Raw genomic sequence first — 15,433 nt, forward strand, 5'->3', positions numbered from 1 at the left:
CACTCCCGCTCAACTCGCGTATGGCCGTAGCACCAGATCCTTGTGCACGATGACGCGCAGTGGCCAACCTGGGCGGATGGTGATGGTGGGCTGAACATTGAGGTTCTTCTCGGTGATGCGCTGGCCGGCTTGACTGACGTTCTGCTGAGTGGATTCCCGGATCGCTTTGACCAGATCGCTTTCGTTTTCTCCAAAACTTAACTCGGTGCCGACGCCCAGCAATGTGGCCAGCGCGACTCCCTTGATCAGCTGCCAGGTGTGGAAATCGACCTTGTCCTCGAGCCCGGCATAGCCGGCAGTGTCTGTCGCCGGCAGATTGTCGATTTCGATCGAAGAACCGTCTGGCAGTATTATTCGCCGCCAAACCAGAAGCGCCCGTTTTTGCCCAAAAGCGACGACGCTGTCATAGGTCCCGATCAGCCGCGAGCCTTGCGGGATAAGCAGGATGCTGCCGGTGAGCGTGTCGTGCACGTTCTCGGTGACCTGCGCGACGACAAACCCGGGCAAGTCGGAATTTATGCCGGTGATGAGACTTGCGGCGATCACGCTGCCGGCCATGAGCTGATTTGGCGAAGCTGGCGTCTGCAATGCATGCGGGTTGTAGATCCCGCTGGTGTTGCGCTGGCTGACAAAATCGAGCTTTCGTTGTTGATTGTTCTGATCGCCCTCAGCCGGGGCAACGGAATCTGACGGCCGAGCGGCATCAGATTGCGGAGGCGCCCCGAACGGCTGCTGGGCACTTTTCGCATTACCGCCGATGCCCGCCTCCTTGGGTTGATTTTCAATGCGGAAGAAGACTTGTGATTCGCGCGCCTCAATCGCTTGCTGGGCAACACGCTGCTCCTCGGCGGAGTTGTCCTGCCCTGGCGCGATGCCGAGCTGGCGCCGCCGCTCAAGGATGGGGCGACCGAGGTCGCCCGGCAGTGGTGGTCCAAGCACAGGATGGTTCGGCTTCACTCCGGAATAGTCCTTGGGAAGTGTTTCAAGTCCTTCAGGGGTTGGCTTGCGGTCAGTGTTGTAGAGATCTTCCGCCTGTTCTTTGAAGCGAAGCGCCGGTCCCTGCAGCGCCATCATCGTGACGCCCAGGATGGTACCGGACCCGACGGCAGCGATGGCGATGATCACGCCGCGCCTGAACCGCACGGCCCGGCGGGGCGAGGCCCGTAACTGCAGCTGCTCGGGATCGAGTTTTGGCGGAGCATTGGATGGGGAAGTGTCAGTCATAAGGCCCCTCTCCTCACCTGCTGGAGCGCGCAAAGAGAGATACGCGACGCGGCGGTTGCCGGCCGTCCGTCCTTGTGATGCGCACCACTTGCTGCTGCTTGGTGCCGAGGCGTAGTTCGGCCGCGGCGAAGAGCCGATCGACAATGTAGTAGTTGCCGCGCATGCGGTAGTTGACGAGCTGGTTGTCCCCGTCAGAGCCGACGATGAAGAGTGGCGGGGCCTCTCCCTGGTCTATGCGGCGCGGGAACTCGATGTAGACCTTGCTGCCATCATCGAAGGCTCGCGTCGGTCTCCAGGGCGGTGTGTCGCCCCTAATCGAGTAGCGAAAGCGAATGTTTTCGAGCGCCACGTTCGACGCCACCGGCATGGTAGCCTCGGCCTGAGCGTTACGCTGGCGGAGCGCGACGATTTGGTCCTCGCTGTACGTCCAGGAGATCGCCGCCATAGCGGTCTTATCGGTGCTTTGAAGCTGCAAGTGGTAGGTGCGTCGTTCCGTGGTGATCACCAGATTGGTGCTAAGCCCCGGCGCGAAGGGTTTTACCAGCACATGGGTGCGCTGGTCGTCACCGGTGCCGCTGACGGTATCGCCGATGACCCAGCGCACCGTGTCGCCGGCCGACACGGCTGTCAGTTTCTCGCCCGGCTGTAGGGCGATATCGGTGACGCGCTCCGGCGCGGCATAGAGCTGATAAAGCGCGCCATCGGTGAAGGGATAGACCTGCACCGCATTGACGTAGCCGTACCGGGTGGGTTGCTGCGTCGCCGCCTTGTTGGCGTCGGCGACGCGTTCTTCAGGAGGGCGCTTGTCGTAGGCGATTTTGCCCGGTTCTGGCTGCAACTGGCCGGGGAGCGGCAACGGCCTTGGCACCTCGACTATCTTGACCGGTGTCTCTGGCGCCTTCTCGATTGCCGCTGCTTTGAAGTCGGCAGCATCATACGAGATTTCAGGCGGCACTGGCTTCGATGCGCAGGCCGAGAGAACTGCTGCCGATGCGGATAGGATCAGTGCGGCACGGAACGATTGGGCTCTATTTGTCATCGGCGGGCTCCTTCGGGGAAACGGATGTCGGTGCGGCACTGTCTAGCTCGCGCGACCAGTCGATGGCGTTGATGAATACACCGAGCGGATTGTTGCGCAGCTGATCCGTATTGCTTGGCGGGCGGATCACGATGGTGAGGATCGCGGTCCAGCGCGTGGTGCTGGCAAGGCTGCCGCGCTCAAAGACCTGCTCAGTCCATTTGACCTGGAACGAGCTGTCGGAAGCCCTGACCACACTGGTCACCTGGACGGACACGCTGCGCGTTCCGATCTGACCGAAGGGATCGTTCGCCTTGGCGTACTCATTGAGGAAGAGTGCCGCACGGTCGGTGGCAAGGTCGTAAGCCGCCAGCCAGTTCTGCCGCACCAGCACCGGATCAGTGGAGACGGAACGGACATTCTGGATGAAGCGGCCGAGGTGCCAGGCTATCTCGGCGTCGGAGGGCTCGTAGTCTTGGATAGCCGGCGCGACGGCGCGTGCCTCGCCGAAGCGGTCGACCTCGACGACGTAAGGCACAACACGGCTCTGCATCGACTGCCATACGAGTCCGCCAGAGAGCCCGGTCGCCAAGGCGAGACAGCCGAGGGCCATGAGCCGCCAGTTCCTAGCCTGTACTCGAGATGAGCCGATGCGCTCGTCCCATAGCTGGGCGGCCTTTTGATACGGCGTGACCGGTTCGGGTGTCTTGCCGTAACGTTGAACGGGTCGCTTGAACAGCATCTAGTCGTCCTTGTCGTTGAGAGAGGGATTGGCGCTGCCTCCCGGGCTGTCGCCTTCACGGACAGCCTGCATGGCGGCGTGGCGGTGGGCACGGGCGGTCTGTTCGGAACGCAAGCGCCTTGCCCACGTCGGAGCGGCATTAGGATCTGCAGCGGTTGGGTTTCCAGTCATGGACGCGGTGGGCGCACCACCGGTCGCGGTCCATGCCGCTTCCCGGCCAGCATCGGCGCTGCGCCCGAACGTTCCCGCGGCAGCTCTTGCTGCTCGCATTGCGGCGCCGCCGGCGGCACTGGTCACGCCCTGCAATCCAGCAGCCACACCGGACAGGCCGGTGTGGGGCGAGGTTGCTCGCCCGATCTGCCAGGCCGTTAAAGCAGCCGATCCCATCGTTGTGCCGGCCCGAATTGCGGCGAGACTGCCGCCGGCTGCCATGCGCGCGCCAGCAAATGCCGTGCCTCCGGCAACGAGCGATGCACCAGCAGCCGCCGCAGTCGTGCCAAGTGCGGCGCCCGCGCCAAGCTGCGGCGCGCCGGACACTAGACCCGACGCGATGCCGGGCCCAAAGATGCCGAGCCCAAGCAGCGCCAGCGCGCCCAGCACCTGTGACATCGCGGCGGCCAGGTCCGGCTCCTTGCCTTGCAGCGCAGAAGCAAACTCGCCGAAGAGTGTGGAGCCGATGCCGACGATGACGGCAAGTACCATCACCTTGATGCCTGAAGAGATGACATTGCCGAGCACGCGCTCGGCCAGAAACGCCGATCGATTCCAGAGTGCGAAGGGAACCAGAACAAAGCCGGCAAGCGTGGTGAGCTTGAACTCAAGGATTGTGATGAACAGCTGAATGGAAAGGATGAAGAAGGCGATGATGACCAGGAACCAGGCCATGAGCAGCACGAAGATGGTGAGCGCGTTGCCGAAGATTTCTGGAAAGCCGAGCAGCTGACTTGCCTGATCAAGCAGCGGCCAAGCGCCTTCGAAACCGGTCGCGGCGATGCGGCCCGGGCGCAGGAGATTGTCTGGGGAGAGATTGCCGGAGGACGCGTTGATGCCGAGGCCGGCGAAGGAGCGATAGATGATGTCGGCGAGATTCTTAAAATTATTCAAGATGAAGGCGAAGACGCCGACATAGAGCACCTTGCGGGTAAGCCGGCCGAGAATGTTGGGCTCGTCGCCGATCGCCCAGGCCAGCCCGGCCAGCGTGATGTCGATGCCGATCAGGATGGTGGTGAGGAAGGCGACGTCGCCCGAAAGCAGACCGAACCCGCTGTCAATGTAGCGGATGAAGGTCTCCATGAAGCGATCGATGACGCCAAGGTCGTTCATGCCGCCGCCTTCCTCGTCAGAGTTGGTGATCAGTTGCCGGGATAGGCCGAGCCGGTACCCAGGAAGCGCTTGGTCGTCTCGCGGGCGGCTTCCTCGGACTGCGCCTTGCGCGCGGCATCCTCGGCCTCAGCTCGAAACTGAGTCGCGAGCAGCGTTTGGATCTGCATCTGCTGCTTGGTTGAAAGCGCGATCAGCTGATTGGTGGCCTGGCTTGCCTGAAGCGCACCGGCTGCCCCTTGGCTGCGGTTGACGAGATCGGCAAGCAGGTCGCCGTCGGCGCGGACGTTCTCGACGATCTGCGACTGGACCCGCATGGTCTGGCGGAACGCCTGCATGGCGCTCTGCCAGCGCTCGCGCGCAGCGGTTGCCACATCGCTGACCTTGACCGTGGCCTCGTAGCTTTCTGGATATTGGCTGCGCCACTGGTCTTGAAGCTTGCCCAGATCAAAGCTGAGGCCACTCGCCTGGTCCATCAAACCGTCAATGCGATGGAGCGAACCGGTGAGTTGGCCCACGGAAGAGAAATCCAGACGCTGAAGATTGCGCGCCATGTTCTGCAGCATGGTTGCCTGGTTCTGCAGCGACTGGATCTGGTTGTTGATCTGCTCCAGCGCGCGCGCCGCCGTCAGCACGTTCTGCGCATAATTGGATGGATCGAACACGATAAGGGCGTAGGCCGGCTGCACATAGTCGGCCATTGGCTTGGCGATCAGGGAAACGGTGATCAGGCTGGTGAAAAGACGGCGTCCAATCATGAGGATTGCTCCATGTCTGGTTGAGGGAATTGCTGGAGAAGCTGGGCAGCCCAATCGAGGCCGCGCGCGCTCAGAAAGCGGGAGGCAAAGCTGTCTTGCCCGTCTTCGGACTGGATTTTGTCGATCAGGGTCTGCGTCGCCGGATCGGAAGCGCCGCAAAGCGCAAGAGTGATGGGGCCAAGCCCGAGCTCGAAGAGACGGTTTCCGCTACGTGACTGAAGATAGTAGTGGCGCTTCGGCGTGGCGCGGGCGATCAATTCGATCTGCCGCTCGTTCAAGCCGAAGCGCTCGTAGGCTGCCCGCGCTTGCGGTTCCACAGCACGATCATTGGGAAGGAAAATGCGCTGGGGGCAGCTCTCGATGATCGCCGGCGCGATTGAAGAGCCCGCGATATCAGCCAGCGATTGCGTAGCGAAGATCACCGAGACATTCCGCTTTCGGAGCACCTTCAGCCATTCACGGATACGGGCGGCAAAGAGCGGATTGTCGAGATAGAGCCAAGCCTCGTCGAGCATCAGCAGCGTCGGCCTTCCATCGAACCGCTCTTCAAGACGATGGAACAGGTAAGTGAGCACAGGCCGCACAGCGCCTTGGCTCTGCATCAGCTCTTCCGTCTCGAAACACTGCACATTCGATAAGGCCAGCCGATCATCATCGGCGTCGAGCAGGCGGCCGAAAGGACCGTCGAGTGTGTAGGGCATCAACGCGGACTTCAGCCCGTTGGACTGAAGCAGGACCGAAAGGCCGGTCAGCGTGCGTTCCTGCGCCGGCGCGGTGGCAAGGCTGGTGAGTGCCGACCAGATTGCCTCCTTCACCTCCGGCGTGACGGTGACATTCTCATGGGCAATGAGGCCGGCAATCCACTCGGCTGCCCAACTGCGGGCAGCCTGGTCGCCGATATTGCGCAGGGGCTGGAAGGCGAGCGCACCGTCAGCACCCAGCGCGTGGTGTTCTCCACCCGTGGCAAGGACTGCCGCGCGCGCCGAATTGCCTTTGTCGAAGACATAGACCTGCGCGCCTGCATAGCGCCGGAACTGCAGTGCAATCAGGGCAATCAGCACCGATTTGCCGGCGCCGGTCGGGCCAACGATCAGCATGTGGCCGACATCGTCGACATGGGTTGATAGCCGGAATGGTGTCGATCCGTTGGTCTCTGCGAACAGAAGTGGCGAGGCCTCTCGCTGGGTGACCTTGGCGAGATGCTCGTTCGCTGTAGGACCTGCCCAGACCGACGACAACGGCATGAGATGCGCAAGGTTCAATGTGTGAACGAGCGGCTGGCGAACATTGGCATAGATATGACCAGGCAGCGAGCCGAGCCACGCCTCGACCGCATTGACGCTTTCGCGGATGGTGGTGAAGCCGAGCCCATTGATGATTCGCTCGACCGCGCGAAGTTTCTCCGCGGCGGCTTGATGGTCCTCATCCCACACTGTCACCGTTGTGGTGAGATAACCGAAGCCGACATGGTCGCCGCCCAACGCCTGAAGGGCTGCGTCGGCATCGAGCGCCTTGTTGTCGGCATCGCTGTCGACCAGCGGGACAGGTTCGTTGGTCACGACCTCGCGCAGGATGGCCGCGATCGATTTGCGCTTGGCAAACCACTGGCGGCGCAACCGTGTCAGAGTCTTCGTGGCTTCCGTCTTGTCGAGCGGGATGAAGCGCGTCACCCAGCGATAGGCGAAATCCTGATGATTCAACGCGTCGAGAATTCCGGGCCGGGTGAGATTCGGGAATCCGAGGACGGTAAGGGTGCGAAGATGGTGTTCGCCGAGCATCGGCTCCAAGCCGCCGGTAAGTGGCGCGTCGACCAGGATGCCGTCGAGATACATCGGCGTTTCCGGGACAGCAAGTGGATGGCGGCGGGTCGAGATTGTGCCGTGCAGGTAAGTCAGGGTCTCGGCATCGTCGAGCACGCGCACCTCGGGCATGAAACCGGACAAAAGATCGAGGACCCGGTCGGTCTCGTCGCGAAACCGCGCCAGCTCCTGGGGCCAGTCTCTCCCGCCGCCAGTTTGGTGTGCGTCAACCAGCGCCCTTTCAGCCCTCGCCCGTGCGTCCGGGGGCGGCATGAACAGCAAAGTCAGGTGATAGCGGCTCTCGTAATGCGCGACCTTGCCCTCGAAGGCCGCGCGTCGCTCTTCATCGACCAGCCAAGACGCGGCGTCGGGAAAGGTTGAGTTAGGATAGCCGAGCGCCTCTATGCGCTCGGCTTCGAAGAACAATGCCCAGCCGGAGCCGAGCCTTCTCAACGCGTTGTTTGCCCGGGCGCAGATGCCGACAAGTTCTGCTTCCGTCGCGCTTTCGAGATCGGGCCCGCGGAACCGTAAGGTCCGCTGAAAGCTGCCGTCCTTATTGAGCACGATGCTGGGCGCGACGAGCGCTGCCCAGGGCAGATGGTCCGCAAGTTTGTCGGCTTTGCTGCGGTATTCTGACAGGTTCAGCATGCCAACCATCCCTTCAGACGAAGGTGACGAACGAGCACGCTGGCGAAGTCTGGATCGCGTCTTGTGGCAAAGACCGCCAGCGTGTGGCCGGCAATCCACAGCACCAGCCCAGCGATCCACTGCTGCAAACCGAGGCCGATAGCTGCGGCCACCGTGCCGTTGAGGATCGCCACCGCTCGCGGTGCACCGCCCAGCAGGATGGCTTCGGTCAATGCCCGGTGAACGGGAACCGCAAAGCCCTCAATATGCTGCTCTCCAGCGGCCATCAGACGAGTGCTCCGCCGCCAAAGGAGAAGAAGGAGAGAAAGAAGCTCGATGCCGCGAAGGCGATCGACAGCCCGAAGACGATCTGGATCAGCCGGCGGAAACCGCCTGCGGTGTCACCGAAGGCAAGGGTTAAGCCCGTGGTGATAATGATGATCACGGCGATAATCTTGGCGACCGGTCCCTGTACAGACTCCAGGATCTGCTGCAGCGGCTGTTCCCAAGGCATGCCGGAGCCTGCTGCGCGGGCTGAGACCGTGAGAACAAGCACGAGCGCGGTGGACGAAAGAAAGCGAAGCTTCTTGCACATGAATTGGCCTTTCAAAACTGCTGAAGTTGCGGGAGCGTCAGTTGGGTGACGGCGTAATCGCCGCTGCCGTCGAGACCGTTGACCTCGGCGATGGCGTCAACGCGGCGCGAGGATCCGCGCCCGGCGATGAAGACAATCAGATCGATGGCATCGGCGATCAGACGGCGTGGTACAGTGACGACGGCTTCCTGCGCGAGTTGCTCGATCCGGTAGAGGGCGGAGCGCGCCGAATTGGCGTGAACCGTTGCGATGCCGCCGGGGTGGCCAGTGTTCCATGCCTTCAGCATATCGAGGGCTTCCGCACCCCGGACTTCGCCGACGACGATGCGGTCGGGCCTGAGCCGCAGCGTCGAGCGTACGAGATCGGCAAGCGTCACCGAGCCCCGTCTTGTCCTGAGTGCAACGCAGTCCTTGGCAGCGCACTGCAGCTCGCGTGTGTCTTCGATCAGGATTACCCGCTCGTCGCATTCCGCGACTTCGACCAGCAGCGCATTGGCGAGCGTGGTTTTACCCGACGACGTGCCGCCTGCGACCAATATGTTGCGCCGCTCGCGCACGGCCTTCCTCAGCGCATCGGCCTGCAGCGGCAGCATGATTTGGTCGGCGACATAGTTGGCCAACGTGTAGAGTTTTGCGGCCGGTTTACGGATGGCGAAGCATGGCGCCAGAACGACTGGCGGCAACAGCCCCTCGAAGCGCTCGCCCGAGGGCAGTTCGGCGCTGACGATCGGACTACCCGCATGCGCCTCGGCACGCACATGGGAAGCGACCAGGCGAACGATGCGTTCCGCCTCGGATGGGTGCATATGCACGCCGGTACCGACCCGACCTTCTCCCAGCCGGTCGAGCCGCAGCGCACCGTCGGGATTGACCATCACCTCGACAACAGATGAATCGGCAAGGGCCTCAGCGATTGCCGGGCCCATGGCGGTGCGCAACATGGCACGATGGCGATGGTCGACCTCCGGATGAGAACTCATCCTTCCCCTCCCCCGCCATTATCCGTCCCAAGCGACCGTTTGCCGGAGGCGATCTGGCGGCCCACTTGCTCGACGAAATTGTCGAAGCGCTCCTGGGCAATCGCCTGCGTCGCCCTGTCCGGGACTGGCGTGTGAGCATGAAGCGTGATGGAAAAGCGAATGAAGAGCGCCAGGCTCTCTAGGATCATCTCGACGTCGCGTCTGACATGACCGAGGTCACGAGAAAGACGGTCGAGCCTTACGCCGTAGCGCCGGTCGAGCTCGTTCTCGCCACGCCGCTCGATAAAGGCCTCGACTGCCTTCGCCACGATCGCTGATTTGGTCGTCGATGGATCGCGGTTGAGGTCGTCCAGTTTCTTGCTCAGGTCGGGTTCGAGCAGAAACTGATGACGAATGCGCTGAGGGCTCATGTGGCTCGTTCCAACTGTCCCAGCGCTGTTGCGCGGGCGGGAACGAGCATCGGCGACTTCCTCGAAATTGCTTATGGCCGTTATCTACGCTGATTTGCGCTCTGCCTTCGGCAGCTTCTTTCAGAAGCCGGGTACGATGTCCTTGTTGTCGCCCGTTCCCTCGTTGATGCCATAGGCGCGTGCGGCAGTGGAAATTCGGTCCATCACGCGCCTGTCGGCAACTGCCTCGCTATCATCGTCCGCGGGCTTGAGCAGGTCGTCCCGATCGGGCTCCAGGGTGACGGCTGTATGCTCTTCAGGCAGACCCGGATGTCGCTGTTGCTGGACACCTCCTTCATCTTCAATTGCCTCGCCCGCGCTTTCGCCGCCGCCAGCAAGACGGCGGTCAACGCCCCGCACCTGCCCGATCCAACAGTCCGGGCGCGGTACTGGCCGATCCGCGTAAGCGCCGCCGCGCAATACCGGCGCAGAAAGCACGCGCTCGGTGAAATTTCGATCCTGGTAGTAGCGCAGCTTCTTTGCCCGGATCGGCGGCAGCCCTGAAACCAACACCAGTTCATCGGCTTGCGGCAACTGCATCACCTCGCCCGGTGTCAATAGTGGGCGGGCGGTCTCCTGGCGGCTAACCATCACGTGCGACAGCCAGGGGGCCAAGCGATGGCCGGCATAGTTGCGCATGGACCTCAGCTCCGTTGCCGTGCCGAGCGCGTCCGAAATGCGTTTGGCCGTGCGCTCGTCATTGGAGGAAAAGGCAATCCGCACATGGCAGTTGTCGAGAATGGCATTGTTGTCCCCATACGCCTTGGAGATCTGGTTCAAGGATTGCGCGATCAGATATGCACGGATGCCATAGCCGGCCATGAAGGCGAGCGCGGTTTCGAAGAAATCAAGGCGACCGAGCGCCGGGAATTCGTCCAGCATCATGAGCAGTTGATGCTTCCTGCTCTTCTTAGGATCCCCCTCCAGCCGCTCCGTCAGACGCCTGCCGATCTGATTGAGCACAAGTCGCACCAGCGGCTTCGTGCGCGAGATGTCCGATGGCGGCACGACCAGATAGAGTGACATCGGTCGCTCGGCATCCAGGAGGTCGGCAATGCGCCAGTCGCAGGCTGATGTCGCTGCCGCCACGGTAGGATCGCGATAGAGGCCGAGGAACGACATGGCGGTCGAAAGAACGCCTGAACGCTCGTTCTCCGACTTGTTCAACACCTCGCGAGCTGCCGAGGCCACGACAGGATGGACCTGGGGCTTATCCGCCGCGCCGAGATGGTTGGTCGTCATCATCCGCCGTAGCGTCGCGGCAAACGAGCGTTGCGGGTCCGACAGGAAGGTGGCGACGCGAGCGAGCGTCTTTTCCTCTTCGGCGTAAAGCACGTGCAAAATGGCGCCGACCAAGAGTGAGTGACTGGTTTTCTCCCAGTGGTTCCGCCGGTCCAGCGCGCCTTCCGGATCTACCAGGATGTCGGCGATGTTCTGGACGTCGCGGACCTCATCTGGACCTTTTCGTACCTCCAGCAGCGGGTTATAGCGCGCCGACCTCGGATCGGTCGGATTGAACAGGAGACAGTAGGAGAACTTCGAGCGCCAGCCGGAGGTCAACTGCCAGTTCTCGCCTTTGATATCGTGAATGACGGCCGAGCCGGTCCAGGATAGAAGAGTTGGAACAACCAGTCCGATGCCCTTGCCTGATCGTGTTGGGGCAAAGGCCATGACGTGCTCGGGCCCGTCATGGCGCAGATAGCGATCCTTCAGCTTGCCTAGGAAAACGCCGGCCGGCCGAAACAGCCCTGCCGTCTCGATCTCGTGAGTCGCGGCCCACCTTGACGAGCCATATGTGGTGACCGACCCGAGCTGTCGCGCGCGCCAGAGCGAGCCGGCGATCGCGGCGGCACAGCCCACCAACCCACTGGCGCCGGCAAGCGCACCGGCCTTATCGAAGACCTCGGGCGCATAAGCGTCGAAGTGGAACCACCATTCGAACAGTTTCCACGGCTTGTAGATCTGCCAGCCAGCCGCGACTAACCATGGCGCGCCGAGTGGCGGTTGATGGCCGAGCATGTGGGCGCACCACTGCGTGGCCGCCCATACGCCGAGTATCACGATTGCGAACACGACGGCGATCTGCCCAATCAGCAACTTCGTAGGCGTCATTGGCTTGCTCCGCAGTTCTGGACATGCGGGGCCAAGCATCGCGCGGTGCGATGTGAACTGAAATGCACACTACGCACGACCAGGTGCGATGAGGGAATGGGCAGGATCGCTCAGACTGGAACTTTCGGTGGAGCAAATATGCCCATTTGGCCGCAGACCTGATCTGCGTCTCGTCGACATCCTAATGCCGGTGACGCTTTGAAGTGTATTTCCGATGGACGCATGCCACCTGTGAGCGCGTCACAATCATTCGACGGTGACCGATTTTGCGAGATTGCGCGGCTGGTCGACATCTTTGCCCATGGAGACCGCCGTATGATAGGCAAGAAGCTGTATCGGTAGCGAGAAAATCATAGGTGCGATAATCTCGTCGACGGCCGGCAGCACGATCGTATGCATCGTGTCGAGTTTCGACGCAGCGGCCCCATTTTCATCGGTGATGAGGATAATCCGCCCTCCACGGGCGGCCGCTTCCTCCATACTGGAGACGGTCTTGTTGAAAAAGCGATCATGTGGCGCGATGACGATCACTGGCATGTTCTCGTCTATCAATGCGATCGGACCATGCTTCAATTCGCCAGCCGCATAGCCCTCAGCATGGATGTAGGAAATCTCCTTGAGCTTTAGCGCACCTTCCATCGCCAGTGGGAAACTGGTGCCGCGGCCAATATACAGGACACCATGACACTTTGACAGTTCGCGCGACAGGAGCTCGATATCTGGCTGGATGCTGTTCAGTACCCGGCCCATGACGCCCGGCATTTCGGCAAGGCTCCGGACGAGCGCCTTCACCTCATATTCAGTTAGCGTTCCACGGTCCTTGGCAGCGCCGATGGCGAGTGTGGCCAGAACCGCAAGCTGGCACGTGAAAGCCTTGGTGGAGGCGACGCCGATCTCCGGGCCGGCAAGGATCGGGAAGATCGCGTCGGCCTCCCGAGCGATGGTCGATTCGCGGGAATTGACGACAGCGCCGGTTTTCAGCCCACGCCCCTTGCAGTACCTCAGGGACGCGAGCGTATCGGCGGTTTCGCCGGATTGCGAAATGAAAAGAGCCGCCGATTCGGGCGGCAACGGGATCTCCCGGTAGCGGAATTCGGACGCAACGTCGATTTCGACCGGCAGGCGCGCATAGCGCTCGAACCAGTATTTTGCGATCAGTCCGGCCAGATAGGCGGTGCCGCAAGCCGAGATCGCCAGGCTCGGGATGCTGGCGAAATCTATGCTCGAAACCGTATCGACGCGATTCCCTTCGAAGTTGATGTAATGACCGAGCGCACGGGCGATGACCTCGGGCTGCTCGTAAATTTCCTTCTCCATGAAGTGGCGACGGTTGCCCTTATTGGCCAGGTATGCCCCGGCCGTGGAAGTCTGGCGCGGACGTTCGACGGGATGGCCATCGAAATCGAAGATATCGGCGCCTGCCTTGCCGATAACGGCCCAGTCGCCGTCGACGAGATATGTGATTGCATTTGTGAAGGGAGCTAGCGCCATGGCGTCGGAGCCCAGGAACATCTCGCCGTCGCCGTGACCGATCGCCAGCGGTGGTCCATTGCGCGCCGCCATGATGGTCGACGGATCGTCCTCGAAGAGAATGGCAAGCGCGTGGGCGCCCCTGACGCGCTTCAGCATGGCGTGCATTGCCTCACCCCGCCCCATGCCCTCCCGGCGGTGTCTTGCCAAGAGATGCACGACGACCTCGGTGTCGGTGTCGGTCTGGAACTCGGCGCCCGCCGCCACCAGTTCGTCCTTCAACTCGGCGAAATTCTCGATAATGCCGTTGTGAACGACGGCCACACCGTCAGTAAAGTGCGGGTGCGCGTTGCGCTCAGTCGGTGCCCCATGCGTTGCCCAGCGCGTGTGTGCGATGCCGATGGTGCCACTCAGTGGCTCTTCCTTCAACCTCGTCTCGAGATTGATGAGCTTGCCCTTGGCGCGCCGGCAGTGCAACGAGCCCTCGGTGATGGTGGCAACGCCGGCTGAGTCGTATCCTCGATATTCGAGACGCTTCAAAGCGTCGACCAACCGATCAGACACCGGCTGATGCCCAACGATACCAACAATCCCGCACATGATCGTCTCCGAATTCTTCCCGGTAGCCTCAGCCGACCCGAAGGGCACCGCCCGGCGCTGAGCCTCCTAGTAGAATTAGGTAAAACAGGTAAAATCGATTGTTGGGATGGCTGCCATCCAGCCAGTGGATAGAAGAGGACGTGTTGACCAGCGAGAAACGGTACGCGCGGTGCCGGCTTGCGTCCACCAACCGCCAGTTGCGACGAGTTTCCGTAGTCGGCTGAGGCGTAACGATCCTCGCAATATCCGCTTTTTACATGCTGTTGACTCGCCCAGTTAACGGCCCTTAGATCCACTGACTGCTACAATGCTTCGGGGTTTTCAAAATGCCGTTCAAACGGGTCGGTCTATACCCTGCCGATCTCGATCTATGCCAACGGGTATTCGACCAGATATGCAGTGACGAGCATATCGCCCGCTCATCGTTGGAGGCGGACAATCTCGCCCTGGATATTTTGGTCGCGTTGGAAGAAGAGGCTGACGCGGATGAGGCTGAGCTGCTTGAACTCATCAGATCGAAGCGGCGGGCTACTCGTCATCTCCGCTGAGGGATGCAGTCACCCGGACCTTCCCTTTGCCTGTTCGACTGCCTTGCTGGCCGCCTTGGCAAACTCCTGCATGTTTGCTCACGCGCACTGTCGGCCGTCTGGAACTTGCGCCAAACTCATCAGTTCTGGACAATGCCAAACAGCGCCTGGCAACGACCCTGGCTTCCATCGGCACGCTGACATCCCGGCCGGCGGCCAACGCCCCTCAAGGCGTGGCCTGGAAGCGTCGCAGCGCCCGCGGCAGCGCGGCGGCCAATCTTGACTGCGTCTCGACACGAGGTCGGCGCTTCACCGGAAACGACGCAAGGGCAGCGACAAGCACATGCGCAGGAGCCTGCCGCGGCAGTCACCTGAACCAGCAAGCGGCCGCGGGTGTTCTTCCGCTTTCATCCGGGCTTCGCCGTCAACCCAAAGCGGACAGCTGATGTGCTACAAAAACCGGACTACGACAACTTCGGCGTCGAGCTCCGGCCGGAGTTTCGCCACCACCGGGCCGACCCCCATCTCAAAGAAGTAGACAGCCTCTATAGGGGCGTTTGCGGTTTCGAGTTGGGTTCTCAATGGCAGATAGCTGCGGTGAAGGTGTGGGCTGAGCAATTGCGGGTCGGCCGGAGACATGCGCAGCAGCAGTTCGTTTTTATGTGCCGTTGCTGGGTTATGAATCGGCTGCGCACGGTCGCGGTCTTTTGAGTAGGCAAGGCCAATTTTCGAGGTGTTGGGGCTGCTCATGGCTCCCTCCCGAATTGGGACGGAAGCATGATGCTCGCCTACAGCCGACGATGCTCGTAACGTTTATCGCCGATGTCGACATTGTTACACCCATCGATGCGACGAGCCTCGCCTTTCGGAGCATAATAGCGGTTCACCTCGTCCACCCATCAGCTTGGAAAGCGGCGATACTCTGATGCTCGAAGCGCATGGCCAAACTGCTCGACCTCGTCAGATCGTTCGCGAGCCATTGAAGCGGAGGCGGACTCGTTGCTCGGAATGCCCTTATCCTCATGCCATGTGGAAGGGCATCCACAGCGACAGCAGCCGGGAGGAGCTCGATCCCTTGTTTTTTGTCGAGCTGGTTCAGCAAATGTCCTCGACGTTTGCGCGAGCTCCGGCAAGCTTAACGGCGATCTGGCGCGAGCCCGAGCATATTGGTTAGAATGGGATCGCAATTGGCCACGGGGCGCGCTGTCGTTG

At 61.6% G+C, this 15,433-nt stretch carries 14 protein-coding genes; 1 reads left to right on the forward strand and 13 read right to left on the reverse strand.

Annotation, left to right across the window (positions count from 1 at the left end; translation table 11 throughout):
- Window positions 1-9: 9 nt before the first annotated feature.
- The 12 genes from AC0L25_RS00090 to glmS form a co-directional block, all read right to left on the reverse strand.
- Window positions 10-1,224: a TraB/TrbI/VirB10 family type IV secretion system protein gene (locus AC0L25_RS00090; RefSeq protein ID WP_473491884.1), complete on the reverse strand. Its 1,215-nt coding sequence runs from the start codon at window positions 1,222-1,224 to the stop codon at window positions 10-12.
- 13 nt (window positions 1,225-1,237) lie between these two features.
- On the reverse strand, window positions 1,238-2,263 hold the full coding sequence (trbG, locus tag AC0L25_RS00095; protein ID WP_065010496.1) for a P-type conjugative transfer protein TrbG: 1,026 nt from the start codon (window positions 2,261-2,263) through the stop codon (window positions 1,238-1,240).
- Window positions 2,253-2,984: a conjugal transfer protein TrbF gene (gene trbF / locus AC0L25_RS00100; protein ID WP_008871927.1), complete on the reverse strand. Its 732-nt coding sequence runs from the start codon at window positions 2,982-2,984 to the stop codon at window positions 2,253-2,255. Before trbF ends, trbG begins: the two co-directional genes overlap by 11 nt.
- Window positions 2,985-4,307, reverse strand: a complete 1,323-nt coding sequence (gene trbL / locus AC0L25_RS00105) for a P-type conjugative transfer protein TrbL (RefSeq protein WP_473586299.1) — start codon at window positions 4,305-4,307, stop codon at window positions 2,985-2,987.
- Between the two features lie 29 nt (window positions 4,308-4,336).
- Window positions 4,337-5,062 carry a P-type conjugative transfer protein TrbJ gene (gene trbJ / locus AC0L25_RS00110; RefSeq protein WP_473491890.1) on the reverse strand — a complete coding sequence of 242 codons (726 nt, stop codon included), beginning with the start codon at window positions 5,060-5,062 and terminating at the stop codon, window positions 4,337-4,339.
- Complete coding sequence (trbE, locus tag AC0L25_RS00115; RefSeq protein WP_473593703.1) at window positions 5,059-7,509, reverse strand: conjugal transfer protein TrbE; 2,451 nt, start codon at window positions 7,507-7,509, stop codon at window positions 5,059-5,061. The genes trbJ and trbE overlap by 4 nt, the downstream gene beginning before the upstream one ends.
- The gene (locus tag AC0L25_RS00120) at window positions 7,503-7,775 is read right to left on the reverse strand and encodes a VirB3 family type IV secretion system protein (protein WP_473491893.1); all 273 of its coding nucleotides are present in this window, start codon (window positions 7,773-7,775) and stop codon (window positions 7,503-7,505) included. Before AC0L25_RS00120 ends, trbE begins: the two co-directional genes overlap by 7 nt.
- Window positions 7,775-8,083, reverse strand: a complete 309-nt coding sequence (locus tag AC0L25_RS00125) for a TrbC/VirB2 family type IV secretion system protein (protein WP_008871922.1) — start codon at window positions 8,081-8,083, stop codon at window positions 7,775-7,777. The genes AC0L25_RS00120 and AC0L25_RS00125 overlap by 1 nt, the downstream gene beginning before the upstream one ends.
- A gap of 11 nt (window positions 8,084-8,094) precedes the next feature.
- Window positions 8,095-9,063: a P-type conjugative transfer ATPase TrbB gene (gene trbB / locus AC0L25_RS00130; protein WP_473491895.1), complete on the reverse strand. Its 969-nt coding sequence runs from the start codon at window positions 9,061-9,063 to the stop codon at window positions 8,095-8,097.
- Complete coding sequence (locus AC0L25_RS00135) at window positions 9,060-9,473, reverse strand: CopG family transcriptional regulator (RefSeq protein WP_473523857.1); 414 nt, start codon at window positions 9,471-9,473, stop codon at window positions 9,060-9,062. The genes trbB and AC0L25_RS00135 overlap by 4 nt, the downstream gene beginning before the upstream one ends.
- A gap of 120 nt (window positions 9,474-9,593) precedes the next feature.
- Complete coding sequence (locus AC0L25_RS00140) at window positions 9,594-11,624, reverse strand: conjugal transfer protein TraG (protein WP_473492063.1); 2,031 nt, start codon at window positions 11,622-11,624, stop codon at window positions 9,594-9,596.
- 246 nt (window positions 11,625-11,870) lie between these two features.
- Window positions 11,871-13,694 (reverse strand): glutamine--fructose-6-phosphate transaminase (isomerizing), encoded by a 1,824-nt coding sequence (gene glmS / locus AC0L25_RS00145; RefSeq protein WP_473593704.1) that lies wholly within the window; start codon window positions 13,692-13,694, stop codon window positions 11,871-11,873.
- A 326-nt stretch (window positions 13,695-14,020) separates the two neighbouring features.
- Here glmS and AC0L25_RS00150 point away from each other — a divergent pair, with 326 nt between their 5' ends.
- Window positions 14,021-14,242, forward strand: a complete 222-nt coding sequence (locus tag AC0L25_RS00150) for a hypothetical protein (RefSeq protein WP_473491898.1) — start codon at window positions 14,021-14,023, stop codon at window positions 14,240-14,242.
- Between the two features lie 429 nt (window positions 14,243-14,671).
- On the opposite strand, the gene AC0L25_RS00155 is transcribed toward AC0L25_RS00150, so the two are convergent.
- Window positions 14,672-14,971 (reverse strand): hypothetical protein, encoded by a 300-nt coding sequence (locus AC0L25_RS00155; protein ID WP_473491900.1) that lies wholly within the window; start codon window positions 14,969-14,971, stop codon window positions 14,672-14,674.
- Between the last annotated feature and the right edge of the window lie 462 nt (window positions 14,972-15,433).

Source organism: Mesorhizobium sp. WSM4813 (assembly GCF_055811555.1).